This window comes from Streptomyces sp. Edi2, assembly GCF_040253635.1.
Classification (GTDB): Bacteria; Actinomycetota; Actinomycetes; order Streptomycetales; family Streptomycetaceae; genus Streptomyces.
The window spans coordinates 7,035,513-7,062,111 of the sequence record NZ_JBEJGX010000003.1; the positions used below are offsets into that span (position 1 = coordinate 7,035,513).

The 26,599-nt window shown below is 69.2% G+C and carries 22 protein-coding genes; 14 read left to right on the forward strand and 8 right to left on the reverse strand.

The genetic code is table 11. From position 1 onward, the window contains the following. The first annotated feature begins 400 nt into the window (after positions 1-400). From ABR737_RS34305 to ABR737_RS34315, 3 genes are all read left to right on the forward strand, one after another. Positions 401-2,245: a glycoside hydrolase family 15 protein gene (locus tag ABR737_RS34305; protein WP_502964425.1), complete on the forward strand. Its 1,845-nt coding sequence runs from the start codon at positions 401-403 to the stop codon at positions 2,243-2,245. Positions 2,246-2,330: 85 nt separating this feature from the next. After that, a complete protein-coding gene (locus ABR737_RS34310) occupies positions 2,331-3,056 on the forward strand; it encodes a nucleotidyltransferase domain-containing protein (RefSeq protein WP_350254860.1) in 726 nt (241 codons plus the stop codon). Positions 3,057-3,237: 181 nt separating this feature from the next. Beyond that, the gene (locus ABR737_RS34315) at positions 3,238-4,140 is read left to right on the forward strand and encodes a SigB/SigF/SigG family RNA polymerase sigma factor (protein ID WP_350254862.1); all 903 of its coding nucleotides are present in this window, start codon (positions 3,238-3,240) and stop codon (positions 4,138-4,140) included. Positions 4,141-4,212: 72 nt separating this feature from the next. Here ABR737_RS34315 and ABR737_RS34320 read toward each other — a convergent pair whose 3' ends face one another. After that, the gene (locus ABR737_RS34320; protein ID WP_350254863.1) at positions 4,213-4,386 is read right to left on the reverse strand and encodes a CsbD family protein; all 174 of its coding nucleotides are present in this window, start codon (positions 4,384-4,386) and stop codon (positions 4,213-4,215) included. A 284-nt stretch (positions 4,387-4,670) separates the two neighbouring features. Here ABR737_RS34320 and ABR737_RS34325 point away from each other — a divergent pair, with 284 nt between their 5' ends. The 3 genes from ABR737_RS34325 (at position 4,671) to gntA (ending at position 8,116) form a co-directional block, all read left to right on the forward strand. Beyond that, positions 4,671-5,531 carry an RNA polymerase sigma factor SigF gene (locus ABR737_RS34325; protein WP_350254864.1) on the forward strand — a complete coding sequence of 287 codons (861 nt, stop codon included), beginning with the start codon at positions 4,671-4,673 and terminating at the stop codon, positions 5,529-5,531. An 896-nt stretch (positions 5,532-6,427) separates the two neighbouring features. Beyond that, positions 6,428-7,126: a class I SAM-dependent methyltransferase gene (locus ABR737_RS34330; protein ID WP_350254866.1), complete on the forward strand. Its 699-nt coding sequence runs from the start codon at positions 6,428-6,430 to the stop codon at positions 7,124-7,126. Between the two features lie 279 nt (positions 7,127-7,405). After that, positions 7,406-8,116, forward strand: coding sequence for a guanitoxin biosynthesis heme-dependent pre-guanitoxin N-hydroxylase GntA (gntA, locus tag ABR737_RS34335; protein ID WP_350254868.1), 711 nt, complete (start codon positions 7,406-7,408; stop codon positions 8,114-8,116). Between the two features lie 103 nt (positions 8,117-8,219). On the opposite strand, the gene ABR737_RS34340 is transcribed toward gntA, so the two are convergent. Continuing rightward, positions 8,220-9,239: a S66 peptidase family protein gene (locus ABR737_RS34340; RefSeq protein ID WP_350254869.1), complete on the reverse strand. Its 1,020-nt coding sequence runs from the start codon at positions 9,237-9,239 to the stop codon at positions 8,220-8,222. Positions 9,240-9,469: 230 nt separating this feature from the next. Here ABR737_RS34340 and ABR737_RS34345 point away from each other — a divergent pair, with 230 nt between their 5' ends. Further along, positions 9,470-10,732 carry a PP2C family protein-serine/threonine phosphatase gene (locus ABR737_RS34345; RefSeq protein ID WP_350254870.1) on the forward strand — a complete coding sequence of 421 codons (1,263 nt, stop codon included), beginning with the start codon at positions 9,470-9,472 and terminating at the stop codon, positions 10,730-10,732. Between the two features lie 162 nt (positions 10,733-10,894). Here the strand turns inward: ABR737_RS34345 and ABR737_RS34350 are convergent, their stop codons facing one another. Next, complete coding sequence (locus ABR737_RS34350) at positions 10,895-11,428, reverse strand: hypothetical protein (RefSeq protein WP_350254872.1); 534 nt, start codon at positions 11,426-11,428, stop codon at positions 10,895-10,897. A gap of 108 nt (positions 11,429-11,536) precedes the next feature. Then, positions 11,537-12,607: a hypothetical protein gene (locus tag ABR737_RS34355; protein ID WP_350254873.1), complete on the reverse strand. Its 1,071-nt coding sequence runs from the start codon at positions 12,605-12,607 to the stop codon at positions 11,537-11,539. Between the two features lie 220 nt (positions 12,608-12,827). On the opposite strand from ABR737_RS34355, the gene ABR737_RS34360 reads away from it, so the two are divergent. The 5 genes from ABR737_RS34360 to ABR737_RS34380 all read left to right on the forward strand — a co-directional run bounded on the left by ABR737_RS34360 (position 12,828) and on the right by ABR737_RS34380 (position 19,882). Continuing rightward, positions 12,828-13,706, forward strand: a complete 879-nt coding sequence (locus ABR737_RS34360) for a PTS sugar transporter subunit IIAB (RefSeq protein WP_350254875.1) — start codon at positions 12,828-12,830, stop codon at positions 13,704-13,706. A gap of 276 nt (positions 13,707-13,982) precedes the next feature. Beyond that, positions 13,983-15,608, forward strand: a complete 1,626-nt coding sequence (gene ulaA / locus ABR737_RS34365; protein WP_350254876.1) for a PTS ascorbate transporter subunit IIC — start codon at positions 13,983-13,985, stop codon at positions 15,606-15,608. 333 nt (positions 15,609-15,941) lie between these two features. Further along, positions 15,942-16,994, forward strand: a complete 1,053-nt coding sequence (locus ABR737_RS34370; RefSeq protein ID WP_350254877.1) for an ATP-binding cassette domain-containing protein — start codon at positions 15,942-15,944, stop codon at positions 16,992-16,994. Further along, entirely contained in the window at positions 16,954-17,817 is an 864-nt protein-coding gene (locus ABR737_RS34375) for an ABC transporter permease (RefSeq protein WP_350254878.1), read from the forward strand. Before ABR737_RS34370 ends, ABR737_RS34375 begins: the two co-directional genes overlap by 41 nt. 64 nt (positions 17,818-17,881) lie before the next feature. After that, positions 17,882-19,882 (forward strand): DUF2079 domain-containing protein, encoded by a 2,001-nt coding sequence (locus tag ABR737_RS34380; RefSeq protein WP_502964426.1) that lies wholly within the window; start codon positions 17,882-17,884, stop codon positions 19,880-19,882. 179 nt (positions 19,883-20,061) lie between these two features. On the opposite strand, the gene ABR737_RS34385 is transcribed toward ABR737_RS34380, so the two are convergent. Both ABR737_RS34385 and ABR737_RS34390 read right to left on the reverse strand, forming a co-directional pair. Continuing rightward, positions 20,062-20,688, reverse strand: a complete 627-nt coding sequence (locus ABR737_RS34385) for a TetR/AcrR family transcriptional regulator (RefSeq protein WP_350254879.1) — start codon at positions 20,686-20,688, stop codon at positions 20,062-20,064. Positions 20,689-21,130: 442 nt separating this feature from the next. Continuing rightward, a complete protein-coding gene (locus ABR737_RS34390) occupies positions 21,131-22,318 on the reverse strand; it encodes a glycosyltransferase (protein ID WP_350254880.1) in 1,188 nt (395 codons plus the stop codon). Positions 22,319-22,916: 598 nt separating this feature from the next. On the opposite strand from ABR737_RS34390, the gene ABR737_RS34395 reads away from it, so the two are divergent. Beyond that, positions 22,917-23,444 carry a hypothetical protein gene (locus tag ABR737_RS34395; RefSeq protein ID WP_350254881.1) on the forward strand — a complete coding sequence of 176 codons (528 nt, stop codon included), beginning with the start codon at positions 22,917-22,919 and terminating at the stop codon, positions 23,442-23,444. After that, a complete protein-coding gene (locus ABR737_RS34400; RefSeq protein WP_350254882.1) occupies positions 23,441-23,776 on the forward strand; it encodes a transcriptional regulator in 336 nt (111 codons plus the stop codon). The genes ABR737_RS34395 and ABR737_RS34400 overlap by 4 nt, the downstream gene beginning before the upstream one ends. Positions 23,777-23,861: 85 nt before the next feature. On the opposite strand, the gene ABR737_RS34405 is transcribed toward ABR737_RS34400, so the two are convergent. Together ABR737_RS34405 and ABR737_RS34410 are read right to left on the reverse strand one after the other, a co-directional pair. After that, a complete protein-coding gene (locus ABR737_RS34405) occupies positions 23,862-25,139 on the reverse strand; it encodes a carboxylesterase family protein (protein ID WP_350254883.1) in 1,278 nt (425 codons plus the stop codon). Continuing rightward, positions 25,136-26,458, reverse strand: a complete 1,323-nt coding sequence (locus ABR737_RS34410) for an MFS transporter (protein WP_350254884.1) — start codon at positions 26,456-26,458, stop codon at positions 25,136-25,138. Before ABR737_RS34410 ends, ABR737_RS34405 begins: the two co-directional genes overlap by 4 nt. Positions 26,459-26,599 lie beyond the last annotated feature (141 nt).

The window sequence follows — 26,599 nt, forward strand, 5'->3', positions numbered from 1 at the left end:
CCGGGAGCCCCAGGGAATTTCTCCAGCCCCTCTCCCGGGTTGCCAGTACCTCCATCCGTGGGCACCCCTGTGGTGGAGCAGCAGCGGGCAGAGCGCCGTATGGCTGAGGAAGGCAGTAAATGGACGACCACCGCACCTCCCGCACGGCGACCCGCACGTCCCGCACGTCCCGCACGGCAGGTACAGGCGCAGTGCCCGTCCTGCGGAAATCGAACTGCCTCCCCGAGGAGCGGGTTTCCCGTGGAACGGTATTGACGGCACCGTGCCCCCGACGGGCCTCTGCGCGGGAGGCCGCAAGCGGACGACGTCGGCGGCGGCAGGTGTGTGAGGCGTGAGCGACAGTCAAACACCGGCCTACGGTGCCGTGAGCGAGCGCTATCTCCCCATTGCCGAACACGGCATGATCGGCGATCTGCGGACAGCCGCGCTGGTCGGGACCGACGGCGGGATCAACTGGTTCTGTGCCCCGCGTTTCGATTCGCCCAGTATTTTCGGCTCGCTGCTCGACGCACAGAACGGTGGCCACTGGCGCATCAGCCCCGTCGGGGACGTGGCCAAACGGCAGCAGTACTACTTTCCCGACACCAACATACTGATGACGCGGATGCTGACCGAGAACGGCATCGTCGAAATTCAGGACTTCATGCCGATACGGGCAGAGGGCGACCGGAATCACCGGCAGCGGCTGGTGCGGCGGGTGGTCAGTGTGCGGGGCAGCGCGCGTATCCGAGCGGTCATTGCGCCCCGGATGAACTACGGCCGGGATCCGCACAAGGTGGAATCCCAGCCGCACGGTGTGCGTTTTACGAGCGAGGCACAGGAACTCTCGCTCCAGGCCAGTGTGAGCCTCCACGCCGAGGGCCAGGATGCGGTCGGCGAATTCGACCTGACTGAAGGTCAGTCGGCGCTCTTTGTGCTGGAGTCCACCGAACCCACCTGCGCCGACTCCACCTACACCGACCCCACCTGCGCCGGCCCCACCCGCGCCGAGCCGACCGTCGACCTGGTCGATGCGCCGGCGGCCGAGGAGCTGTTCCAGTCCACCGTACGGTTCTGGCGCCAGTGGCTGAGTCAGTCCACCTACACCGGCCGCTGGCGCGAAATGGTGCACCGCTCCGCGCTGACGCTCAAACTCCTGACCCACGAGCCCAGCGGCGCCATCGTCGCCGCACCGACCCTCGGACTCCCCGAACAGGTCGTTGGTGAACGGAATTGGGACTATCGCTACGTCTGGATACGCGACGCGGCTTTTTCCCTCCACGCCCTGTTGCGGCTGGGCTTCACCCGTGAGGCACAGGCCTTCATCAGCTGGCTGACCGACGTTCTGCGTAAGCCCCGCGACGGTGACCGCGGACCGCTACGGGTCCTTTATTCGATCGATGGAGATGCCGCGCTGCCCGAGCAGGTCCTCGACCACTGGGAGGGCTACCGCGGGTCTGCTCCCGTCCGTGTGGGAAATGGTGCCGCGGACCAGCTCCAGCTGGACATCTACGGTGAACTGTTCGACTCCATCTACCTGTTCAACAAACACGGCGACGGGATCTCCCACGAGAGTTGGATGGATCTGTGCACCGTCCTCGACTGGCTCCTGGAGCACTGGGACGGTCCTGATGCGGGAATCTGGGAGACCCGTGCCGGACAACAGCGTCACACCTATTCAAGGGTGATGTGCTGGGTGGCGGTGGAGCGCATGATCAGAATGGCCCGCCGGCGCGGCTTGCCGGGTGATCTGGGGCGCTGGATGTCCGAACGCGACAAGATCTACCACCAGATCATGAATCAAGGCTGGAGCGACCGGGATCAGACTTTTGTCCAACGTCTCAGCGGTGACCCGGAACAGTCGCCCGAGAGCATTCTGGATGCCTCGCTCCTGGTGCTTCCGATGGTCAAATTCCTCTCGCCCCAGGATCCGCGATTCCGCTCCACCGTGCACGCGATCGGTAAGAGTCTCGTCACGGACAGCCTGGTATTCCGCTATGACCCGAAAGAGTCTCCGGACGGCCTGGACGGTACCGAGGGGACCTTCTCGATCTGCTCGTTCTGGTGGGTCGAGGCGCTTGCTCGCACCGGTCGGATCGACGAGGCCAGGGTGGCACTGGAGAAGATGTTCACCTACGCCAACCACCTCGGTCTGTACGCCGAGCAGATCGGGATGACGGGCGACCACCTGGGGAATTTCCCCCAGGCATTCACCCACCTCGCGCTGATCAGTGCGGCCACAAGCCTGGACGGTTTCATGGGGTGAGCCGCCCGCACCACGCAGGCGGGCGGCCCCGCACCGGCGGATACTGCCTGGCGACCCGTGCATGGGGCTGGCACGATGAGCGCCCATGAATGATCAAGAGGCCGTCGAGGATCACGCTTTACGTTTGGTCACCGAGCGCTTTCCGCACGCTGTGGGCGCCATGCTCGGAGGCTCCGCTGCTCAGGGCCGGGCGACCCTGACCAGCGATCTGGACGTCGCCGTCCTCCTCCCGGACCCGGACACCAGCCGCCGGGAAGTGATCCGCCACGACGGCCGCCTGGTCGAGCTGTTCCTGCACGCCGTCGGGGACATAGCGAAGTTCTTCGCATGGGACAGGGCCCGACGTCGGGGAACGGTCCTGTTCCTCTATGACCAGGGCCTGATTCTGACCGACCCCTATGGCCATGTGGCCCGTACGCGTGAACAGGCCCGAGCGGTCATCGCGACCGGACCTCTCCCGCTCACCCCGGCAGAGTGGGCACACGGTCGCTATGTGCTCACCTGCTACCTGGACGACCTTGTCGACGCCCCGCCGGCCAACAGGTACGAACAGCTCTCCCTGGCCGACCACGCCCTGCGCGAGGCGGCGCACCTGGTCACCGCTCACCACGGTGCATGGACGGGGATCGGCAAATGGCTTCCCCGCAGACTGCTGAGCGCAGACCCGGCGCGAGGCACGGCGCTGTTGGAGGGCCATCAGGCCGTCGCCGAACGCGCCGACCCGATGCCCATGGCGACCGCGGTGGAGCAGGCCCTCGATCTGATCGGCGGACCGTTGCGGGAGGGGTACACCCAGCGCTGGGACATCTGATCCGGCGACGGGACGGCGGGATTTCTTGCCGGCGTGTCCTGCCCGGACAGGGTAATTCGCGGATGGCTCCTCCGTACACCGGCTGCGCCACTCCGCGGGGTGATTGTTCGGCCCGTATGCATAAGGACCGAAGCCTCGGGCAAAGGGCGTGCTCAAACGACCTGAATTCCGGAGGTGAATCATGAACGCGGTTTTCGAGGACGTATCGGACGGGAAGCTGAAGCTGCAGAGGGCCCCTGACGGGCCGTCATCGCGCGCCGGAGAAACTTCCACCACGCTTCCTCCCGTCGAGGATGCCAGGAGCGTTGCTCCTCATGACGCCAAGGCTTTGTCGCCGCTGTTCTTCGATCGGCTCGGCGAGCTCGAAGAAGGCACCCCCCAGTATCAGTACACCCGCAATACGCTCATCGAGATGAATCTGTCCTTGGTGCGCTATGTGGCCTCGCGGTACAGAAGTCACGGTGACCAGATCGAGGACATCGTCCAAGTCGGCACGATCGGCCTGATCAAGGCCATCGACCGGTTCGACCGCGCACGCGGCACGGAGTTCGCGGCCTTCGCCATCCCCCACATCCTCGGGGAGATCAAGCGGTTCTTCCGCGACACCAGCTGGGCCGTCCACGTCCCCCGGCGCCTGCAGGAACTCCGCGCCGATCTGTCCCGGGCAACGGAGCGACTGTCCAGGGTCCTGGACCGGGAACCCACCGTCAAAGAGCTGGCCGAGCATCTGCAGCTCACCGAAGAGGAGGTCATCGAGGGCATCACGGCCGCCAACGGCTACTCGGCCATCTCCTTGAACGTGTCCTGCGACAGTGATGCGGGGCCGGAGGGCGGCGGTCTGTCCTTCGCCGACGTCCTTGCCGTGACCGACCCCGCCACGGAGAACGTCGAGGACCGGTGCACCCTGGCCGCACTCCTGAAGCTGCTCAGCGACCGCGACCGCCTCATCATCCAGCTGCGCTTCGGCCAGGAGATGACGCAGGCCCAGATCGGAGCGGCACTCGGGGTGTCCCAGATGCATGTCTCGCGCCTGCTGGCCCGCATCATCAAGCAGCTCCGCAGGGGGATGCTCGGTCAGAGGTGATGCCGGCCGGTCGGACATGCGGGAGGGGCCACGGAGCACATGCCGTGGCCCCTCCCGCGTGGTGCGGCCTGGTCAGTCCTTGAAGGCGTCCTTGGCCTTCTCCTTCGCTCCGCGGAGGTCTCCCCGGGATTCCTTTGCGGAACCCTCGGCAGTGGCGCTCTCGTTGCCGACCGCGCGTCCCGCTTCCTTCTTGACCTTTCCGATGGTCTGCTCGGCGATGGCCTTGACCTTTTCGCTGGCACTCATTGTGAGGTCCTTCCGTTGGCGGCACTTGTCGCGTGCCCCCGCGCTGACCCGTCAAACGACGGACTCGCATTGCCCCGTCAGACGAGGGAACGGGGTACCGGAGGTACCGGGAAACGGCGGGATACGGGACGCGCCCAAGGGCCGCTGGGGGTGCGTGCGACACCGCGAACCTCTCGGGCCTGGACGCTGAGAGCATCTCCTTCCGGTTCGTAGGCATGGTGGCATGGGATCGGGGTAGGCGGCCGCTGCAGCGTCCGCGGGTGCCGGGCGCGCGGGAAGGCGAGATGACCACCATCGTGAGCGGGACCACGACCGGGCTGCGGGACGCCGACACGGACTCCGTACTGCCGGAGGTGACGCAACCGCAGAAGGTGGCCCCGCGCGACGCGAAGGAGTTGTCGAAGCAGTTCTTCGACCGGCTTCAGGTCCTCGAGGAGGGGACGCACGAGTACCAGTACGCGCGCAACACCCTCATCGAGATGAACATGTCGATGGTGCGCTATGTCGCCCGCCGCTACCGCAACCGCGGTGATGACATGGAAGACGTCATCCAGGTGGGCACGATCGGTCTGATCAAGGCCATCGACCGGTTCGAGCTCTCGCGTGAGGTGGAGTTCTCCACCTTCGCCGTCCCCTACATCCTCGGGGAGATCAAGCGGTTCTTCCGCGACACCGGCTGGGCGGTCCATGTGCCCCGCCGCCTCCAGGAGCTGCGCAGCGACCTGGCCAAGGCCAAGGAGCACCTTGCTGCCACCCTCGACCGCGACCCCACCGTCCGTGAACTGGCCGCCCACCTCGACCTGTCGGAGGACGAGGTCATCGAGGGCATCGTCGCTGCCAACGGCTACACCGCCGGCTCGCTCGACACCCCCGCCGATCCGGACCCGTCCGAGCAGCGCCGCACCCTCGTCGATGTGCTGGGGGACAACGACCCGGCTCTGGAGGCCGTCGAAGACCTGCATGTGCTGGCTCCGCTGCTCGAGACGCTCGACGCACGCGAACGGCGCCTGATCGAGCTGCGCTTCGGCCAGGAGATGACCCAGTCGCAGATCGGTGCCGAGCTCGGGGTCTCCCAGATGCATGTCTCCCGGCTGCTCACCCGCACGCTGTCCAAGCTCCGCGCGGGGATGTTCGCCGAGCGGTGATCCCCGTAGCTGTGCCTTTGCCTGTGGCGGCGCCTTTGCCTGCGCCCGAGGCCTTCCCGGTGTCCTTGCAGGTGCCCGTGACCGCGGCATGCGGGGCCGTTCAGCAGCAGTAGGGGAGTTGGAGTGGGCGCGGCTCGGGGCCGGGCCCCGGCTGCGAGCCGGGGGTGCCGCGCGCTGCAGGGGAGTCGTCCGGGCTGCGACGAGAGGGTGAGAGAATCCGGAGTCACGCGGCCGGCGCAGGGAGGCGCGGTGGTGCGCCGGCAGCTGCGGAAGGCGGAGCGTGCGGCCGCACCAGCCACCTTCCCAGGGGCTCCTCATACCTGAGAGCTACGCGCCAATGGTTCTTGGGCGTGATGCTGTTACCGGCCGTGAAAAGTAGGGTGGTCCTCGGTCGGGGCTCGGGGCAAGGAGCGGGGGAACGGCGGCTATGCGCGCTGCGAGGTGGGGGAGGGGACCCTGCGGGAGAGCCTCCCATGCCGGCCCGGCGACGCCGTGCTCCATGGCGACGGCCTTGGTTCGATGCCCCTCGGTACCGCTTCCGGGCCGGTCGGCGATGCCCCGTGCGGCAGGCCCGGCTTCGGCGCCGCGCCGGCCTCGGCGTCGCCCCGGTCTCTCCGCCGTCCCCGGGCTGCCCCTGCGTGCGTCATGGCGCAGAGAGTGCTGCCCACGGTCGTGCGGCGTGCGGAGCACGTGCCCCCATCGTTCGGACACAAGGTGGCGTGACACGCCCGCCCCTTGTCTGTGGCATTCCTCTGCATCGCTCCGCCCGGGTGCATCTTCCTGTATCCCCTGTATCCCCCTGCACCGCTTGCATCCCCGCGCACCCTTCGCATGCCCCGCAACCGTGTCCGTTCGCATCAGTTCTCATCAGTACGCAATATCCCGGTGGAGGAAAAATGGAAGCCATAACTGTCGAGCACGTCAGCGGTCTGTATGCGAAGTACCAGGACGACCTGCGGGTGGTGCGTGACGCTCAGCGGAAGTTTCTCCGGGACCGGGGAAAGTCGATGAAGGCGCAGCTCGACGATTACGAGGCGGAGATGACGTATCTCCTCCTCCGTGATCTGCGCCCCGAGGTCGTGGTGGAGGTCGGGACCTTCTACGGCTGGTCCACGATGTGGATCCTCAGCGCCCTCCGTGACAACGGAACCGGCCATCTCCACTCGTTCGACATCGTCGACAACGTGGTACGCAATGTGCCGGCCGAACTCTCCGCGGAACGCTGGACGTTCACGAAGGGCGACATCCAGCAGCACCCGGAGAAGGTCCCCGCCAAGACGGACTACCTCTTCATCGACGCGGACCACGGGTCTCGTTTTGCCCACTGGTACATCGAGAACCTGTTCCCCGCCGTGCCTTCGCGGACGCCCACCAGCGTCCACGATGTGTTCCACGGCCGGCGCCCCAAGCCGTTCAGCGAAGGGTCGGTCATCGTGAAGTGGCTGGCCGAGCAGAACATCGAGTTCTTCACTCCGTCCACGGCGAAGGCGCCGCAGGTGACCGAGCAACTGGCCGCCGTCAAGAAGGAATTGGGGCTCGATGAGCCGGTACGGGACAGCGACCACAACCCGATGATCTTCTTCACGCTGCCGTAGGGAGTCTTTGGCGGCATTCCTGGGTCCGTACGGCACACCGCGTACGTACCTGTGGTGGCGGCTTCGGTCGCCACCACACCCCGTCCCATCCTGGTGCACCACATCGCCTGAGCCCTGCGTGAGCCCCTGTGGCTTTTCGTGCTTCCCTCTTCCCCGTTGCTCTCTGTGTTTCGCTCTTCGCTCTTTGTCTTTTGCTCTTCGTCCTGTTTATGCCTTGCCGCTCGCTCCGGCACCCCGCACTGTCATGGGGCCAGCATTGGATCAAGCCAAGGTCTCACGATGAATGAACCCGGCACCGCGATACGCACCGAACTGGAACGATTCATACAGACGCGGGAGTTCAGCTGTCTGGGCGCACGTGCCGCAGTGAAGCGCCAGGCACTCACGCACCGGCACTATCGACGTATGGGCGACGAGGCCTCGGCGGAGGGAAACCACCGCGACCTCGTGGAGTACGTCGATGCCGTCCGTCCGCTGCTGTCCGGTCAGAGCTTCCGTACCTTTGTCGCGACGTTCGACGAGCCCGGCATGGTGGACGAACGTGCCTACGAGGAGATCATCTGGCGGCATCTGCAACTCATGCACGACCTTGACAGCCGGACCTTCGGCCTGGACAAGGGCGCGTCCTCCGACCCCGACCGGCCCAATTTCGGATTTCACGCGGGCGGGCACGCCTTCTTCGTCGTGGGGATGCACCCCGGCTCGTCCCGGGCGAGTCGGCGCTTCACGACCTCGGCAATCGCCTTCAACTCCCTCGCACAGTTCATGTTCCTCGGTGAGAATTTCTACTCGATGCAGGGTGCGATCCGCAGGCGTGAGGCCAAGAACAACGGCTCCGTCAATCCGAGTTTCACCGAGTACGAATACGAGCAGCCCGCGCGGCACTTCTCGGGCCGGTTCACCGAAGAGGACTGGAAGTGCCCTTACACCTCGCGGCACGAACCGGCTACCGAGGACTTCACCGAGGGGCTGCTTCAGCACGGACGGTGAGGTGAGTCTGTGCGTGCTGGATTCCGGTCCGTAGGCTCCGGCACCCGGCACCCGGCACCCGGCACCCGGCACCCGGCACCCGGTGTCCGGCACCTTTCACCCGTCAGGCGACGGCCGGCTGAACGGTCAGGGTTCCCCGGGTGGTGTCGATCGTGGCCTGGGTGCCGAGTGGGAGGGTCGGAGGGTGCGGACCGTGTCCTGCGGGGAGTCCGCCGAGGACAGGAACGCCCAGGCGGGTCAGGCGGTCGCGCAGGACATCGGCGATGCCCCATCCTCCCGGCGTCGGATCATCCGCATCCTCGCCGAAGCCGAGGAACTGGCCGAGCGCGACACCGCGCAGCCCGTCCAGGACTCCGGTGCGGGTCAGCTGGGTCAGCGCGCGGTCGACTTCCCCCAGCCCTGTGCCTTTCCGGTGTTCGAGAAAGAGGATTGCCCCCTCCAGGCTCGGCAGGCCGGCTCCGGCCTCGGTACGGATCGCGTCGAGGTTGCCGCCGACCAGGACGCCGGTCGCGGTGCCGTCGACGGTGACCTCCGAGCTGGCCTCGCCGGCGTCCCGTCGGAGGATGACGGGGTCGGTGGTCATCAGCGCCCGGCGCAGCGCGTCGGCCGATGCCCGCCCGGACCTTTCATCGCTCCAACCGGCGAACGGGCCGTGCAGGGAGGCGAGACGGCATCGCGCCCACAGGGTGAGGTGGAGGTGGGTGATGTCGCTGAAGCCGACGACGATCTTCGGGTCGCGTCGCAGTGTGCCGGTGTCCAGGTCGTCGACGATGCGGTAGGCGCCTTTGCCGCCCCGGGCAGCGATCACGGCGCGGACTCCCGGATCGGCGAACGCGGTGTTCAGGTCCGAGGCACGATCCTCATCCCGGCCGGCCAGGTATCCCCATCGGTCGAAGACGTGCTCACCCAACTCGACCCGGAGTCCCCATGACGTCAGCAGTGCGACGCCACGGGTGACTCCCTCGCGGCTGGGCGTACTGGCCGGAGAGACGATCCGCACCCGATCGCCGGGCCGCAACCGCGGCGGCCGGACGGTCTGTACGGCCCTTCCGGCCCGAGGCGCGTCGAAGGCGTCAAAGGCGTCAAAGGCGTCAAAGGTGTCGAAGGTGTCGAAGGTGTTCATGCCGAGAATTTCCTCCACGCGTCGGGCCGAAGCCGATCCCCGCACATCAATCACTCACCGTCGGGCTGCCGGGCCGGCACGGACTGCCTGGCAGCTACCAGCCTGCCGGGCAGTCACCGGCCTCACCGGGGGAAGAGAGGGGACATGCCGCTGACGGCGTAATGGCCCGTTGGGGCTGTCCGGCCGGGTCAGGCTGTGCCTTCTCGATCAGGGCCGTGTCAGGAGTCCGTGTGGACAGGTGGGGAGAGCGGATCTTTGAGCGGACCGGTCGTGGCCGCCTGCCGGGCCGCCACGGCCGCCGGGCCGGGAGGCTCGCGGAGATCGTCGACCACAGCGGCCTGGCAATGCCCTGTCCCTCCACCTGGATGCGCTGGCTGCCGTTCGCCTATGTCGCGTTCGTGATGCTGCTGGAAAGCCTCGCCCCCACGCCCTGGGGGGTGAGTTTCCTGCTCATCGCGCTGCCGGTGGTCGCCGCGTACGCGCTCGGCCCGGTCGGTGTGGCGGCGTTCACGGTGGTGGGAATCACGCTGGAAGGGGTGGTGGCCGGCACCCCGTGCTGCACCGGCCACAACCTCCACGAGTTGTGGGAGAGCCATCATGTCGCCGCCTATGTCGCCACCGGCCTGGTCGGCATCCTCGGTGTGGCGCTGGCGGCCCACCGCCGGCGCCAGGAGCAGCACCTGGTGCGCAGCAACTCGGTGGCCGAGGCGCTGATGCGTACCCTGCTGCGGCCGGTGCCGCACCGGGTCGGACGGGTCCTCGCGGCCGGTCTCTACCGCAGCGGCGAGGTCGGCACCATGGTCGGCGGCGACCTCTACGACATCCGCGCCACTCAGTCCGGTGAGCGCGCCATCATCGGCGACGTGCGGGGCAAGGGGCTCCAGGCCGTCCGTACGGTCGCCGATATCCTCGGCAGCTTCCGCGAGGCGGTCTACGACCCCGGTGACCTGCCCGCCATCGCCGCCCGTATGGAACGACGCCTGGCCCGCGAGGCCGAAGAACTCCCCGACGACGAACTGTTCGTCACCGCCGTCCTGGTGGAGTACGACGCCCCGGCCCGCCGCATCACGATCGTCAACCAGGGGCATATCGAACCGGTCCTGATCTCGCGCGGCGAGGTGACGGCCCTTACCGGGCCGCCCGCCCTCCCGCTCGGCCTGGGCGCCCTGACCGGCGAGTACCCCGTCGCCTATACCCACCGCTTCGACCGGGGCGACGTTCTGCTCCTCTGCACCGACGGACTGATCGAGGCGCGCGACCATACCGGCGCCTTCTACCCTCTCCTCGACCGGCTTCGTCATCGCTTCACCGGCGGACCCGACCGCGGCCCCGGCCCTGCCCCCGGACCAGGCCCTGGCCCTGGCCCCGACGACGTCATCGACTTTCTCAACACCGACCTGCCCCGGCACACCCGTGTCTTCCATGACGACGTCGCCCTGCTTGCCCTCGCGCCGTACGACGACGGCCACGGTGACGGCGACAGCAAACGGTGACGTCGACCGTTGACAACGGTCACGGTGTCGGTGTCGGTGTCCGTGACGGCGACGGCATCAACGGTCACGACGACGCGACAGCGAGCCGTAGCCCTTGACGAGCAACAGCGCGCCAGGCCCCGGTGGTTCGGCCGGGTCGTCCCGGGTGTCCCCTCGGGCCGCTCAGTCCGTCTGGTGGGCCGTGCGCGCCGCCTCCACGAAGTCCTCCAGAGCCGCCCAGAAGGGGCGGTAGGCGGCGTTGAAGGCGTCGTGGCGACCGGTGTCGCCGGGCGGGTCGTCCGTGAGGGCCGTGTAGAAGGGGCCCGTCGCCTTCTGGAGGGCGAGCGCCGCCGCGGCGGCCGAGGGCGGGCCTTCCAGCTCGACGACTCGGGCGCAGCGACGGATCTTCGCGTACTCGGCGACCTCACGGTCCCGCAGCTCGCCGAGTGCGGCGGTACGGGTATCGGAGACCGGCAGCCGCAGCGTGGCGGAGATCTCCCAGAACAACTCGCCCATCCGGTGGGTCTGTTCGATCAGATCCAGGTAGGCGGTGCGCCGGCTCTCCCGCAGCCGCTCGGAGCGCTGTGCACGTGCGGAGATCTCGCCCTGGATCCTTGTGGCCTGGGCGCTGCCGCGGCTGGTGACCCAACTGGCGAGCACCGCCGTGCCGCCGGTCACCGCCGCGATCCCCAGAGTCCACCACGTACTGTCGCCCACACGGCGCACTTTATCGAGCCGCTGTGGCGCCTTCGCGCCCCCCTTCCCGCTCATCCTTGCTCGGCTCCGCGCTCACGGCCTTTCGGCCACGGCAGCCCTCGGCCACCGCTACGACGGGAACTCGGCCGGCGGCACCGCACTCGTACTGGCATTCCCGCCGACCACCTTGTTCAGGCTGAACGTCAGCACCGTGTACTGCGTTCCGCCCGCCACCCGCACCGTCCGGAAGGTCGCCTTGTCGTCGAACTTCTCGAAGCGGCACTCGCGGGTGAAGGAGCTCTTCGGGCCGTTCCAGTCCTCGCCGGTGGTGAAGTACACGCTGTACGAGCCGCTGTTGACGCTGCGTACGGTCGCCTCGGAGCCCCTGCGCACATACACGGAGAACGTCGTCCGGGTGCCGCGGGCCAGCGTCACCACCGCATCGGTGCCGGTGCCGTTCTTGACGGTCAGCCGCCCCAGACCGCCCCGGCTGCCGTCGTGGACGAAGGCACCGTTCGTGAGCCGTCGGTGCCGGGCCCGTTCCGTACGCGGCAGGCGCAGTGTGGCGTCGTAGCCCAGCGCGGTGAGCGCGCGCCCGGCCAGCTTGACGCTCTGCGGGCTCCGGGCCGTGCCGAGTGCGACGCGTGGTGAGGCGGCGCAGCGGCCGCCGCTGCCACGGGCGTTCCGCAGATCCTGCGCCAAGGCGCCCAGGGCAGAGGCGAGTTGTCCGTTGCCGGCAAGGGCGTCGTCCGGCGTCGCGGTGGAGTGCAGGGCGCCTGCGGCGGTGTCCGCCTTGGCTGCTGCCGCGTCCAGGGCCCTGTTCAGCGGCCCGCCCTCGTGCGCACCGTCGACCGTGCGCAGGGCGCTGTCGAGCGGCCCGAGAGCTTCGGTCAGCGCGTGGCGGTAGGTGGCCGGTGCGACGGTCGGTGTCGGGCTCGGACCGGGGGAGTACGCCGAGCTGCTGGGGCCGTCCCCCGATCCCTTGCCTTCCCCGTCCGAAGACGACGAACAGGCCGCAAGCGGCAGTGAGAGAATGAGCGCCGCCGCGACCGGAACGGCGGCCCGGCTCCTGAGACGTGGCCTCCGTGCCGGCTGCGTCGATCGTGCGTTGGCGGTGGTGGTCCGGCTTGTGCCGTGTGCTGGTGGTGCGCCCGTGTCCGTCGCTGTCTTGTTTGTCGCGTGCGCAGAGGCGTATCTCATCATGGGTCCCCCGATTCCCCTGATTCCCCCGGTATCCCCCGACATCCGGCAACTGCCGAAAGAACAGGCTTCTCCGCCCACAAGTGACTGTCAAGACAAGTGACTTTCAAGGCCGCTTGCCGGGGTGGCGGTTGCGGGGTGGCAGTTCCGGGGAAATCCCTCGGAATTCTTGCTTCCGCACCCGTGCGCTGTCACCTGGGCGTATGTAGAGTCCCCTGCCATGGCAGCGCTGAACGATCTTCTCCCGCAGGCGGCCGTACGCCTCGATGTCCGGGTGGCGGACTGGCGGGAAGCGATACGTAGGGCGGGTGGGCTGCTGGTGGATACGGGTGCCGCCACCGACGCCTACACCGCGGAGATGATCCGCAATGTCGAGGAGAACGGGCCGTACCTCGTCATTGCGCCGGGCTTCGCGTTCGTCCATGCCCGTCCCTCGCCCGCTGTGCTCCGGACCGGGATGTCCTGGGTCCGTCTGGTGCAACCGGTGGAGTTCGGTCATGAGTCGAATGACCCGGTGCATCTGGTCGTGGGACTCGCCGCGGAGGACTCCGGGGCGCATACGGCGGCGATGGCCGCACTCGCGCAGCTGCTGGCCGACCCGGCGACGGCTCAGGCGCTGCAGGACGCGGCCGGTCCGGACGCGCTGCGTGCGGTGCTGGCCGGGCCGGAGGGCGAGTGGGATGGGGCCGGCGACGTCGGCGGCGATGGCGATGACCGGCCGCGAGGTGGAGAAGCCGTGCACGAGCGGCCCGTACCCGGTCAGGCCGTGCACGAGGAAGTCGTACGCGAGCAGCCCGGCGCCGCCCCGCAGGCGGTACACAAGATCCTTACCGTGTGCGGCAACGGCGTGGGCACCAGCCTCTTCCTGAAGAGCACACTGGAGCAGGTGCTCGACCGCTGGGGCTGGTCCCGCCACGTGACGGTGGAGGCGACCGACACCATCTCGGCGAAGGGCAAGGCGTCCGAGGCCGTCGCGATCCTCACCTCCCGGGAGATCGCCAGGACGCTGGGCGAGGTCGGCGTACCGGTGAAGGTCGTCGACGACTTCACCAGTGGTCCCGCGGTCGACCGCACCCTCCGCGACATCTATGACGTGTGAGTTCGGCAGTTGAGTACGGCAGTTGAGTACGGCGACTGAGCACAGCAGCTGAGCACGGCGGGCACGGCAGCTGAGCACGGCGGGCACGGCAACTGAGCAGGGCAACGGCGCACCGCGTCGGGAAAGGCCGCCGTCAGCCGTCGCTCGATACACCCGCCACCCGACGCCTGACACCTGCCACCCTCCACCCGCCACCCCACGCCCGAACAAACGACGCCACGAGACCACGACACCACGGCGCCCCACCGAAGGAAGCCGGGAGGACGGATCGCCACCATGGACTGGCTCATATCCCTCGCCACGTTTCTCGTGAACGAGATCCTCAGCCAACCCGCGTATCTGATCGGCCTGATCACGGCGGCCGGTCTGATCGCGCTGAAGAAGACCGCAGGTCAGGTGGTCGGAGGTGCGATCAAGGCGACGCTCGGCTTTCTGCTGATCGGCGCCGGGGCCGGGCTGGTGGTCAGTTCTCTCGGCCCGCTGGGCGGCATGATCCAGGGCGCGACCGGGGCGCATGGGGTGATCCCGACCAACGAGGCGATCGTCGGCATCGCCCAGGCGCAGTTCGGCGCCCGCGTCGCCTGGCTGATGATCCTCGGCTTTGCCGTCGCCCTGATGCTGGCCCGCTTCACTCCACTGCGGTATGTGTTCCTGACCGGCCATCACATGCTGTTCATGGCCACCCTACTGACCATGGTCCTGGCCACCTCCGGCCGCTCCTCGGTGAGTGTGGTGGTCGTAGGGGGGCTGCTGCTGGGCATTCTGATGGTCGCGATGCCGGCCTTCGCACACCCCTGGACCAAGCGCATCACCGGCAACAACAGCATCGCCATCGGCCACTTCGGCACCGCCGGTTACATCGTCGCGGGCGCCGCCGGGCAACTCGTCGGCAAGCGCAGCCGCAGTACGGAGGACATGAAGCTGCCCGAGGGCCTGCGCTTTCTGCGGGACTCGATGGTTGCCACGGCGCTGTCCATGGTGCTGATCTACGTCATCATGTCGCTGGTCTATCTGGCCCGGGTGGGCCGGGCGACGGCGTTCAAGGCGTTCGCGGCCGATGGCGGCACCGCGGCCGGCGACCTCGGCAACTACGTGATGCAGTCCGTCATGCAGGGCCTGCAGTTCGGGATCGCGGTCGCGGTGATCCTCTTCGGCGTCCGGACGATCCTGGGCGAACTGGTCCCGGCGTTCCAGGGGATCGCCGGCAAGCTCGTACCGGGCGCGGTGCCGTCCCTCGACGCCCCGATCGTCTTCCCGTACGCGCAGAACGCGGTGCTCATCGGCTTTCTCGCCAGCTTCGTCGGCGGCCTGGTCAGCCTTGCCCTGCTGACCTGGGTGGGCCATCCGGCGCTCGGCCTCGCGCTGGTCCTGCCGGGGCTTGTACCGCACTTCTTCACCGGGGGAGCGGCCGGCGTCTACGGCAATGCGACCGGTGGCCGGCGCGGTGCGGTCGTCGGTGCCTTCCTGAACGGTGTGCTGATCACGTTCCTGCCTGCGCTGCTGCTCAAGGTGCTCGGTGCGTTCGGCAAGGAGAACACCACCTTCGGCGATGCCGACTTCGGCTGGTTCGGCACCCTGATCGGCAATGCCGCCAAGGCGGGGGCGACCGGCGGCACCGTCGTGATGCTGGCCCTGGGGGCCGTGCTCCTGGGCGCGGCGGTCCTCTTCCAGAAGCGGGTCGTGGACACGGGCTGGGACCCGGGTGCCCGGCGCGATGCCTTGCTGCCGGGCTCGGAATCCGGGGCATCCGCGGTACCTGCGGCTTCCGGGGCACCCTCGCCACCTGGGGCGTCCGGCGCGGCTTCGGCTTCGGCGCCGGTCCCGGTCCCGGTCCCGGTCCATGCGAAGATCGCGCCGCCGGCCGGGGCGCCGACCCCGCCACCGCCACCCGCGGACGGCTGAGCCGGAACGTACCGGCGCAGGCTCCCCATGCGTAGGGCATGGCGCGGCACGTACGACACGACACGGACGGGCACGACACGCACGGACCGGCACCGCACGGGCACGGCACTGCACGGACCGGCCCGGCTCCCCGGCTGGGCCGTTCGATGCCCGCTCCGCGCGCGTCCGGGGCCACTGGCTGCCCGCAGAGCTAAAATCCGGAGCGTGGCTGCAGGGGAGTTCCCGACTCGTCGGCCGATGCGCCGGCCGGTGTCCAGCGGCTGATTCGCTGCCGGCGGCCCTTCCTGCCCTGCGCAGGCTCGCCCACCACCTGCACGAGGAGGCGGAGCGCATATGACCTGCGACGACGAAGAACGGCCGGGGCGGACGTCCGGCCCCGACCCGGACGCGGCCGCCCCCGACCCGGACGAGGCCGCCCCCGACGCCGTGACCTGCCGGGCCCTGCGCTACGCCTTCGGGGAGACCAAGGCCGTGGACGGCGTCGACCTCTCCGTCCGCCCCGGTGAGGTCTTCGGCCTGCTCGGCCCCAACGGCGCGGGCAAGACCACCGCGATCCGCTGTATCACCACCCTCCTGCCCGTCCCCTCCGGCATGGTGCGGGTATTCGGGCATGACGCGGCGAAGGAGCGGATGGCGGTGCGCCGGCTGCTGGGGTACGTACCGCAGCAGCTGTCCGCGGACGCCGGGCTGACCGGGCGCGAGAACGTCGCCCTGTTCGCCCGGGTCTTCGATGTCCCGCGCCGTGAGCGCGCCGCACGCGTCACCCAGGCGCTGGAAGCCGTCGGCCTCACCGACGCGGCCGGCCGGCTCGCCAAGACGTACTCCGGCGGCATGATCCGCCGCCTCGAACTCGCCCAGGCGCTGGTCAGCGCGCCCCGCCTGCTGATGCTCGACGAGCCGACGATCGGCCTCGACCCGATCGCCCGCACCAGCGTCTGGGAGCACATCAACGCCGTACGGGCCGCCACCGGCATGACCGTGCTGGTGACCACGCACTACATGGACGAGGCCGACCAGTACTGCGACCGCCTCGCCCTGATGCACCGAGGCCGGATCCGCGCCCTCGGCACTCCCGACGAGCTCCGGTCCGCCCTGCGCGCCCGCCGCCGCGCGGCCGCGGCCTCGGCCACTGCCCCCACGGCACCGAGCACTGAGGCCACCTCCGCAGTATCCGCTGCCGCCTCATCGGACTCGCCCTCCTCCCCCTCCCCCTCCCCCTCCTCTCCTTCTCCCTCCTCTCCCTCATCGGCCCCCTCGGGCTCGTCCGATGCCGTGCCGACGCTGGAGGACGTCTTCCGGGACGTCGCCGGCAGCGGCCTCGACGAGCAGTCAGGAGACTTCCGAGATGTCCGGAGCACCCGCCGCACCGCACACCGAGTCGGCTGAACCGGCCACCGGCCCCGGCCGCCTGGACCTGCTGCTGGTACCGCCACGTGCCCGCACCGGCTGGCGGGTGCTGCCCGCCAGGGTCATCGCGATGTGCGTGGTCGAACTGCAAAAGCTGCGCCACGACCGGACGGAGCTCTACACCCGCGCCGTCCAGCCCGCCCTGTGGCTCCTGGTCTTCGGCGAGACCTTCACCCGGATCAAGGCCATCCCGACCGGCGGCACCCCGTATATCGACTATCTGGCGCCCGGCATCATCGCCCAGTCGGCCATGTTCATCGCGATCTTCTACGGCATCATGATCATCTGGGAGCGGGACGCCGGCATCCTGACCAAGCTGCTGGTCACACCGACCCCACGTTCCGCTCTGATCGCCGGAAAGGCCTTCGCCGCCGGGGTGAAGGCGCTGATCCAGGCCGTCGTGGTGATCGTCATCGCCGCACTCCTCGGGGTGGCCATGACCTGGAACCCCCTACGGCTCCTGGCCGTCGGCGTCGCGGTGATCCTCGGCTCGGCCTTCTTCTCCTGCCTGTCCATGACGATCGCCGGGATCGTGCTCACCCGCGACCGCCTGATGGGTATTGGCCAGGCCATCACCATGCCGTTGTTCTTCGCCTCCAACGCCCTCTACCCGGTGGCGATCATGCCCGGCTGGCTCCAGACGGTCAGCAGGATCAACCCCCTGAGCTACCAGGTCGATGCCCTCCGCGGCCTCCTCCTGGGGACCCACGCCCATCTGGCTCTGGACTTCACCGTCCTGATGGCCGCCGCAGTACTGGGCATCGCTGCGGCCTCCTCACTCCTGGGGCGCTTGGCTCGCTGAAGCCACATCACCCGCCCCCGTCACACCACCTCGTCCGCCACGTCACCCCCGACCACCGGCGACCGTGCTGCTCCGCGCCCCGTGCACCGCACCGCGCATCGCCGAGAATTCGCCCTGCGGGCCCGGCGTTACACTCGCGCGGGATGCGTTCCCGCGGTTGTACCGCCGTCCGGACAAACCGGGACGGGACGGGAGTGAATCGCCGCCGCCGGCAGGCCTGCCTGCCCGGCCCACTGCGTCTCTCCGCCGTGGCAGCACATCGTGTTCCTTTGCCGGGTCGATGACGGTGGGTGCGAGGGTGGAAACGGCGGAGTGGCCGAAGCGGTCGAAGCAGTCGAAGCGGCCGGAGCAGTCGAAACGGTCGGAACGGACCCGGAGAACGTGGTCTTTCCGAATACCTTCGGCGCGCCACGTCTCGGATACCGGTGCCGCGTTCGGTCGACGCCTGCCAGGCCCACGGGCCATGGGGTGGACCGTTACCGCGGTATTTTTTGTGCTGTACACCGTGGTGTCGGTGCTGCGGAACGACCGCATGCTCAATGCCGGCTACGACCTGGGGATATTCGAGCAGGCAATTCGTGCCTATGCGCACGGCCGGGCTCCGATCGTGGAACTCAAGGGGCCGGGTTTTCACCTCCTCGGAGACCACTTTCACCCCATCCTGGTGCTCGTCGCCCCCTTTTACCGGCTCTTCCCCAGCGGCGTGACGCTGCTCGTGGTGCAGGCCGCGCTGATGGCACTCGCCTGTTTTCCGCTCACCCGCTGGGCACACCGGGCTGTCGGACCGGTCACCGGCCTGGTGGTGGGCTGCGGGCTGGGCGCTTCCTGGGGCCTCGTCGCGGGAGTCGCCAAGGACTTCCACGAAATATGCTTCGCGGTTCCGCTGCTCGCATTCAGCGTGACCGCCCTCGGTCAGCGTCGCTGGGGGGCGGCGGCAGCATGGGCGCTCCCGCTGCTCTTGGTGAAAGAGGACCTCGGGCTCACGCTCGCAGCCATTGGCGGCTATATCGCATGGCAGGGGCTGCGCGAGCGGCGCCACAATTCCCTGGAACGGTCCGGCCATTCCAGGGAACGGAGCCATCAGCCCAAGAATCGGCGCCGTGATCCCGGCGACGGGCGCCGTGATCCCGGAGACCGGCGTCACGATCCTGGGGAGCGGCGTCACGATTCCGGGGACCCGGCTTACCACCCCGGGGAGCGGCGACGTTTCCCCGTCCTGCTCGGTGTTGCCGTGGCCTTTCTCGGCGTGGCGGGCACAGCGGTGGAAATTCTCGTTCTTCTGCCTGCCATGAATCCCCGTGGCGGCTTCGACTATTGGCACCAGATGCCGGGCGAGGCCTCCTCGTCGGGCAGCCTCGCCGGTCTTGCGTCCGCCGGACTGCACCTGCTCTGGCCGCCGATGAAGTGGCTGCTGCTGTTCATGCTCGCCGCGCCCACCGCCTTCCTCGGCCTGCGTTCCCCCCTGACACTGCTGTGCGTACCCACGCTCGCGTGGCGGCTGCTGGCCGGCAACGAGCACTACTGGCAGCCGAATTTCCATTACAACGCGATCCTGATGCCGCTCGTCTTCGCCGGCCTCGTCGATGTGCTGCACCGGCGGCCGGATATCGTGCCGCCCCGCAGACGTCGTAAAGCCCTTGCCTTCACGGCCGCCTTCACCGCCGTCACGGCCGCGGTCTATCCGCTCCACGACCTGGTCCTCCCCTCGGCCTGGCGGACACCGGCGCATGTCCGTACGGCGGAGCGGTTGTTGAGCCGCATACCCGACGGGGACACCGTTGCCTCCTCGAACCGCTTGGCACCGATGCTGACCGGACGCACCACCGTCAGCCTCGTCTGCTTCGGCATCGGCACCGGCACCGGCACCGGCACCGGCCCCGATCCCGCCGCGCCGCCCGCCCTCCCGGCACATCCGCCGCGCTGGGTGGTCTCGGACCGTCACGACCCGACCGTCGAAACCCCCTGCCCGGTGGACCAAACTCACCGCATGCTGCGCCTCTACCGTGCCCATGGCTATGTCCAGGTCGCCGAGGAGGACGGGATCACCCTGCTCCGCAGGCCGTGATGCCCGCGCCGCCTCCCAGGCCCTCGGCAACTCCGCAGGACTGCGCGGTCGTGGCTCTCATCGCGGGCCGGCGGCGGGCCTGGCGCGGGGCCGACGGCGGGCTGGCGGATGTGGCTGAGGTGGATGTGGCTGCCTGGCTAGCGAGCCGCGGATGTGGCCGGCGGTGGAGTGGAGGTGGCTCAGGCGTCCGGAGCGACGAGGCTGCGGAGCAGGGGAGTGGCGATCCGCACGATGTCCTCCACGTCCGCGTCTGCCAGGTCGGGCAGGTGCAGCAGATAGCGCTGGGCGGCGACCCCCATCATGATCGCGCTGAACAGTGCGGCACGCAGTCGCGCGTCGGGGGCATCGATGGTGGCTGCGATGTGATCGGTGACCTCTGCGGTCATGTGCCGGCGCAACAGCTCTGCCGCTTCGTCGCTCGTCATGCTCGTCCGCAGGAGCACCGCCATGGGGCTGTCCGGATCCGCCGCCCAGGTGTCCAGCATGGCGCGCAGGCGGTTCTCCACCGTGTGGCGGGGGTCGCTGGTGGTGAGTTCGTCATGAGGGATCTGCCAGTGGACGGCCTCACGGAACAGGGCCTGCTTGCTGCCGAAATACTGGATCACGGAGGACTTGTCCACGTCGGCCTCGGTCGCGATGGCGCGAATGGTCGCACGCTCGTAACCGACCTCCGCGAACTTCCGCCGCGCGGCCGTCAGAATGCGCCGACGGGTGCGCTCGCCCTTGCGCTCCGGAAGGGCTGCCTCCTCGGCCGGATGTCCAGATCCGGACGAGCGCTGCGCGTCCTGTCCGGGTGCGTTCGGCACTGCATCGGCGCAGGTCAAAGTCGGTCCCCTTTCCGGTGCCGGTCCTGATGCTACAAGCACTTCCGGACAGTGCCGGGGCCTTGGAAACGGCGGACCGGAAGCTTCGCAGAGGGAACGGAAGATCGGAAGGCTTCACAGGGGGAACGGCGGACCGGAAGGTTCCGCGGGAGGGGGCGGGGGGCTGCCGCTGGGCTCCACCGGCCTGCACAGAGGAACAGCCGACCCCACCTTCTCCGCGGGAACGAGCCGGCGGCGTCAGCACAGGGAGAGCGTCGGCCCTCACCCCCACCCGCTCCGGCCGCTGGAGCCAGTCCCAGCGGCCGGAGCGAGACCGTACGTACCAGCGGTACGAACCGGCAGAACGGACCAGCGGTACGGACCAGCGGTACGGACCGGCGGAACCGCCCCCCCCCGCGGTGGTGTGCGGCGAGAGCCGTCCGGCTCAAACGGCCAGCGCTGCCGCATCCTCCACCAGTTGGCCGAGGTCCGGCAGAGCGTGGGACCGGCGCTGGAGCCCCTGGGCGCGGGACCGGTAGGAGCGGTCATCCAGAACGTTGCGCAGCGCCGAGGCCAGCGCGTCGCGCGTCACGTCCTGGACATTCATCCGGATCCCGACGCCCAACTCCTGCAGCCGGGAAGCATTGTGGGACTGCTCCGCGAACAGCGGTACGGCCACCATGGGGACTCCGGATGCCAGCGCCTCCCGGGTCCCGTTGAAGCCGGCATGCGTGAGGAACAGATCGCTGGACCGGAGCAGCAGTTCCTGCTGGACGAACGACGTCAGATGGACGTTGTCGCGGCGTGGCCCGTCCCACTGCTGCGGGTCGCGATCGGCTCCCAGGGCCACGACACCGGTGACCGGCAGCTCTCCCAGGGCCTCGATGATGGTGTCCAGCAGCGCACGGGCACCGCCGGGAAGCCGGGTAGCGTTCGAGCCGAGGGTGGCGAGGACGAGCGGCCGGTCCGTGTCGAGTCGGGCGATCTCCGGATCGAGGCCACCCTGTGCCGTCTGGGCGGGAACCTGGTAATAGCGGGCGCTGGGCAGCCGGTTGTCCGTGGGGTAGAAATCCTCCGGAACGACTCCGGCGCGGAAGGCGCGGAAGGGGTGCCAGGCGTCGGTGACCGGTGCCAGGCCGAATTTCTCCCGCTGCCGGTTGAGCTCCTCCGTCACGGCGGGATGGGCATAGGGCGCCATCGGCCCGATGTCCAGAGCGCCGTGCGGGATGCCGAGGATTTCCGCCGCCAGATAGCCGCCGTACTCGGTCGACTCATGGAGGATCAGGTCCGGTTGCCAGCTCTTCGCCACGTCGAGGAGGTCGGGGACGCCGGACGCGGAAAGGCGCCCGATGAAGGCCGCGGCGAAGAATTCCGGCGCCAGCTCAACGGTAACGGAGCCGGCCTTCTCCATGCCCGGAGGACGCGGGAACGTGCCGTCCCGCAGCGCCTCCCCCATCGACACCATATGGGGCAGTGTCAGCGCGGTGAGACCCCGCTTCTCTATGTGCTGGACGACCTCGGCGCCCGTGGCGACGGCCACCTCATGGCCTGCCGCCTGAGCTCTCTCCGCCACTGGCAGTACCAGCGGTGCGAGGTGCGAATAGATCGCATGTGCGGTGATGAGGATGCGCATGATGCTCGCTCTCCACGAAGCGGTGCAGGCACCACCGGGTGGGCCCCTGCGCCGCGGGTTTCACGGCCTACTGCTCAAAAATAAACGCTTGTTGAGAATCTATCACTCGCCTCTGTCGCTCGCGGTTCGTGCCCCTTCGGACCGCCGCCGACGGGAACGCCCCGCGCACTGGTCCGCAAGTACCTGGTGACTGCGCCTGCGTCTGTGCTCGGCTGCTCAAGCGCGCGGCTGGTCAGCCCCTCGGCTGCTGTTGGGTTGCCCGCCTATGGCTGTCAGCGGTGCACGCAGGTGGCCGAGTTGTCCTGGCACCAGCCCCGGGCGGGTGATCCATCGCTCTGTCCCGGGCTGCCTTTCTCGCCGCCGCGGAGATCTGAGCGCGGCTCACGTCGATCACAGATCCGGAGTGCATCGCCCAACTGAACATACGCCGCCACGACCGACCCGGCGGAGCCCTCCACGAGTACCGGTATCCGGGCTGAACACCGGGGATGTACTTTTCGGCACCCACAGGGTCCATACGCTTGCTCACCAGGGGACTTTCCGCGATGGAAAGCTCATGCCATAGTGGCAAGCCTCGAGTGAGGGAGTGGAGGGCGTCGTGAAGCAGAACGTCAATGGTGGGGGAGCGCGCGAGGGCGTGTTGTCGGCCGAGGCCGCGACGAGTGCCCTGCGGGACGTGGCGGCTTCGCAGGGTACGGCGCGGCTCCAGGCTCGACTGCTGCCTGCTTGGTATGGGCCGGTGTCCGGTGCGGTCCTGGCGGTCTACGCCATCGTGGCGGTGTGGCTGCTGGAGACGGACCAGCTCCTCGTCCAGCAATTCGCCGCATGGCCAGTGGCGTTGCTGGCGGTTTTCGTGATCAAGCGGGCCGCGCGGCGCAGTGCGGGCGTGCGGCGGTCCGGGTCGGCGCACTCCGTGGACGCCCGGGAGGAGCGCAGGAAGCGGATCTTTACGCACCTGGCCCTTGTCGTCGTCGCGGCATGCGTGGTGGGGGGAGCGTGCTGGGCGCTCGGTGCGGGCGCGCAGGCCGCCGTCGTCGCCGCAGCCGTCGCCGGGGGGCTCGGCAGCTGGGCCGGCATTGCCCGGCACAACGCTGTGATCAGGCGTCAACTGCGGGAACTGGTATGACCGCCGGCGCGCCACCGGGGACTGTCCTCGACGCGGTGCTGCACAACCCCACCCGGCTGGCCGTCGCAGCGTTCCTCTCCGAGTGCGCAGAAGCCGAGTTCGCGGTGGTGCGTGACCACTGCCAGGTGTCGGACTCGGTCATGAGCAAGGCCGCATCGGCGCTCGAGGACGCCGGATACGTCGAGATCCGCAAGGGCCACGTCGGCAAACGCTCGCGCACCTGGCTCTCTCTCACCTCCGTTGGACAGGGGGCGCTGGCCCGGCACGTCACCGCGTTGCAGGAGATCGTCGCTGCGGCCCGGAACGCCGCGGCCGGCATGCGAGCCGAGTAGGCCGGGCCGCCCCGAACCGTACGTCGCTCGGCTCGTCGTCCGCGCGCCCCGTAACACCGGTGGGGCATGGAGAGGTCCGCAGGTGTCAGTGGGGGAGCGCGGTGAGCGGCGCGGGTAGTGGGCCCGGGTCGCCGGTACGGGCGAAGGAGGCCCAGGCGGCGCGCACCCCGTTGCCGACCGCGTCCACCTGCGCCCAGTTGAGGCCACCCAGCATCGGCGTGTCCCGCCAGGCGTCCGCCGAACCGAGGAGCAGCGGGATCTCGGCGCAGTGGGTAGCGCCGTAGGGGGAGCCGGGCGGGCGCCAGTCCAGCCGGTAACCGTGCACGCGGGCGCCGGAGCGCTCCAGCTCCGCGCGCAGGGCGGTGAGCGGTGCCTCGTAGATGCGCCGCGTGCGTGCGGCGACACTTCCTCTGTCGCGCGGGCCCTCGGGGAAGGCGGACATGTCGTCGGCGTTCCACCCGTACAGCACGTCCGGGGCGCTGCCGCCGAGGGTGAGCCGCCCGGTGACGCAGGGCAGTTGGGCGGTGCTGCGCACCGGGCCGAACGGTGGGGCCAGGAAGCTTCCCGTACGACGCCGGTGGTCGGCGGCGGTCCGGGTCTGGGCGGCGAGCAGCGCTTCGTGCGAGGCGGTACGTGGGTCGGTGCCGAGGTGGGCGGCGAAGACGCGGCCGGTCTCGCGTGACTCGGTCAGGGAGCGGGTGGCGAGGGACAGCGGCGCGCTCTGGAGGACTGCCCGGCGGAACAGGCCCCGGGCATCGTCCAGTTGCAGCAGGAGCAGGATGGACAGGGCGCCGGCCGACTGGCCGAAGAGGGTGACGTTGCCGGGGTCGCCGCCGTAGCGGGCGATGTGGTCGCGCACCCAGCGCAGCGCCTCCAACTGGTCGTGGAGGCCGAGGTTGCCTTCGCTCACCCCGTCGAGGACGAGGTAGCCGAGTGCGCCGAGCCGGTAGCCGGCGCTGACCACGACCACGTCTTGTTCGGCGGCGAGCGCGCCGCCGTCGTACCAGTCGAGGAGGCCCGCACCGCTGCTGAAGCCGCCGCCGTGGAACCAGACGAGCACCGGGCGGCCGGTCGAGGGGGCGGCCGGAGTGGTCACGGCCCCCGCGGCCGGGGCGGCGGGGGCCGTGACCGTCAGGAGAAGACAGTCCTCACTCTGCGGGCGCCGGTCGCGGGGCGGGCCCATCACCGCGTCGAGCCGGGACGGCGGCTGTGGGCAGATCCGGCCCACCGGCGGGGTGTCGATCTCCGGCCCGGTGGGCCCTTTCGGCTCACTCGCCCCTGCAGGCACGGGACAGGGCAGGGCGAAGCGTTCCGCGGTGGCGAACCGGAGGGGACCGCTGCGGATCACGGAGCGGGCGTTCATGCGTCACCTGCGAGTTCGGGCTGGAGAACGGGCTGATCGGTCGACGTCTCCGGGGCCACCCGGAACAGCGCCACCGCGCCGACCAGACTGAGTGCGCAGATCCCCACCAGGTAACAGGTCACCCCCGTCGAGGAGTTGCCCGGTCCGAGGAGCGCGCTGGAGATCACGGGCGCCAGGCCGCCGCCGAGTACCGCACCTGCCTGGAGGATCAGGGAGGTGCCTGAGTAGCGCACCCGCACGGGGAAGGTGTCGGCGATGATGGCCCCCTGGACGCAGTGGGTCACCGGGATGATCAGGCCCATACCGGCGAGTGCGAGCAGGGCCATGGCGCCGTCTCCGGTGCCGAGCAGGGGGAAGAACACCGCGCACCAGACGAGGATGGCCACGGATCCCCCGACGAAGAGGGTGCGTCGGCCCTTGCGGTCGGCGAGCCTGGTCCACACCGGTATGGAGACGCACCACAGCACCGCGGCACAGGTCACCCCGAGGACGAGAAACTGCTGGTCGTAGCCGAGGTGTCGGGTGCCGTAGGACAGCGTGAAGACCATGAAGACGTAGGCGACCGCGGAGTTCGCGAGCACGGCGAGCAGGGTCAGGCCCAGTCGGGGCAGTCCGGTCTTCAGCGCTTCGGCGAGCGGGAAGCCGGCCACCTCGTCGTGTGCGCGGGCCTGCTGGAAGGACGGCGATTCGGTGACGCGCAGCCGCACGACCAGGCCGACCCCGACGAGGACGAAGCTCAGCAGGAACGGGACGCGCCAGGCCCAGGCGAGGAAAGTGCCGTGCCCGGCCAGGGAGTTCGTGGCCAGGAAGACGAGGTTCGCCAGCACCAGACCGGCCGGCGTGCCCATCTGGGGAAAGCCCGCGTACAGGTTCCGTCGTCCCTCGGGGGCGTGTTCCATCGACAGCAAAGTGGCCCCGGCGCCCTCACCGCCCAGGCCGATGCCCTGGACGACGCGCAGCACGACCAGCAGCACAGGGGCCCACAGGCCGATGGTGCCGTAGCCCGGCACGAGCCCGATGAGGGTGGAGCCCATGCCCATCATCAGCAGCGATACCACCAGCGTGGAGCGGCGTCCGAGGCGGTCGCCGAAGTGCCCGAAGACCAGGCCGCCGAGCGGACGGGCCACGAAGCCCACCGCGAGGGTGCTGAAGGCGGCGAGCGTGCCGGCCGCCGGGCTCAGGGACGGGAAGAACTGCTTGTCGAAGACCAGGGCGGCGGCCGTGCCGTAGAGGAAGAAGTCGTACCACTCCAAGGTGGTGCCGAGGAGGGTGGCAAGCGCTGTTCTGCTCGCGCCCGTGGGACGCTCCGCGTCGCTCATGGGATTGCCTCATCTGCTGGGGGACGGCGGGCGGGCCCCGCGTTATCGGTGGATCCTGGGCCCGGTGGCCAGAGGAGACAAATGCCGGTTCGCCCCGCCGCCATAGCGGTTCGGGTATAGCCGGCACCTGGTCCCGGTAGT

Excerpts from the sequence above, each read along its gene's own strand:
- ABR737_RS34305 (WP_502964425.1), top strand. The coding sequence starts at position 401 with ATGATCGGCGATCTGCGGACAGCCGCGCTGGTCGGGACCGACGGCGGG.
- ABR737_RS34310 (WP_350254860.1), top strand. The coding sequence starts at position 2,331 with ATGAATGATCAAGAGGCCGTCGAGGATCACGCTTTACGTTTGGTCACC.
- ABR737_RS34315 (WP_350254862.1), top strand. The coding sequence starts at position 3,238 with ATGAACGCGGTTTTCGAGGACGTATCGGACGGGAAGCTGAAGCTGCAG.
- ABR737_RS34320 (WP_350254863.1), bottom strand. The coding sequence starts at position 4,386 with ATGAGTGCCAGCGAAAAGGTCAAGGCCATCGCCGAGCAGACCATCGGA.
- ABR737_RS34325 (WP_350254864.1), top strand. The coding sequence starts at position 4,671 with ATGACCACCATCGTGAGCGGGACCACGACCGGGCTGCGGGACGCCGAC.
- ABR737_RS34330 (WP_350254866.1), top strand. The coding sequence starts at position 6,428 with ATGGAAGCCATAACTGTCGAGCACGTCAGCGGTCTGTATGCGAAGTAC.
- gntA (WP_350254868.1), top strand. The coding sequence starts at position 7,406 with ATGAATGAACCCGGCACCGCGATACGCACCGAACTGGAACGATTCATA.
- ABR737_RS34340 (WP_350254869.1), bottom strand. The coding sequence starts at position 9,239 with ATGAACACCTTCGACACCTTCGACACCTTTGACGCCTTTGACGCCTTT.
- ABR737_RS34355 (WP_350254873.1), bottom strand. The coding sequence starts at position 12,607 with ATGAGATACGCCTCTGCGCACGCGACAAACAAGACAGCGACGGACACG.
- ABR737_RS34360 (WP_350254875.1), top strand. The coding sequence starts at position 12,828 with ATGGCAGCGCTGAACGATCTTCTCCCGCAGGCGGCCGTACGCCTCGAT.
- ulaA (WP_350254876.1), top strand. The coding sequence starts at position 13,983 with ATGGACTGGCTCATATCCCTCGCCACGTTTCTCGTGAACGAGATCCTC.
- ABR737_RS34370 (WP_350254877.1), top strand. The coding sequence starts at position 15,942 with ATGACCTGCGACGACGAAGAACGGCCGGGGCGGACGTCCGGCCCCGAC.
- ABR737_RS34375 (WP_350254878.1), top strand. The coding sequence starts at position 16,954 with ATGTCCGGAGCACCCGCCGCACCGCACACCGAGTCGGCTGAACCGGCC.
- ABR737_RS34390 (WP_350254880.1), bottom strand. The coding sequence starts at position 22,318 with ATGCGCATCCTCATCACCGCACATGCGATCTATTCGCACCTCGCACCG.
- ABR737_RS34400 (WP_350254882.1), top strand. The coding sequence starts at position 23,441 with ATGACCGCCGGCGCGCCACCGGGGACTGTCCTCGACGCGGTGCTGCAC.
- ABR737_RS34405 (WP_350254883.1), bottom strand. The coding sequence starts at position 25,139 with ATGAACGCCCGCTCCGTGATCCGCAGCGGTCCCCTCCGGTTCGCCACC.
- ABR737_RS34410 (WP_350254884.1), bottom strand. The coding sequence starts at position 26,458 with ATGAGCGACGCGGAGCGTCCCACGGGCGCGAGCAGAACAGCGCTTGCC.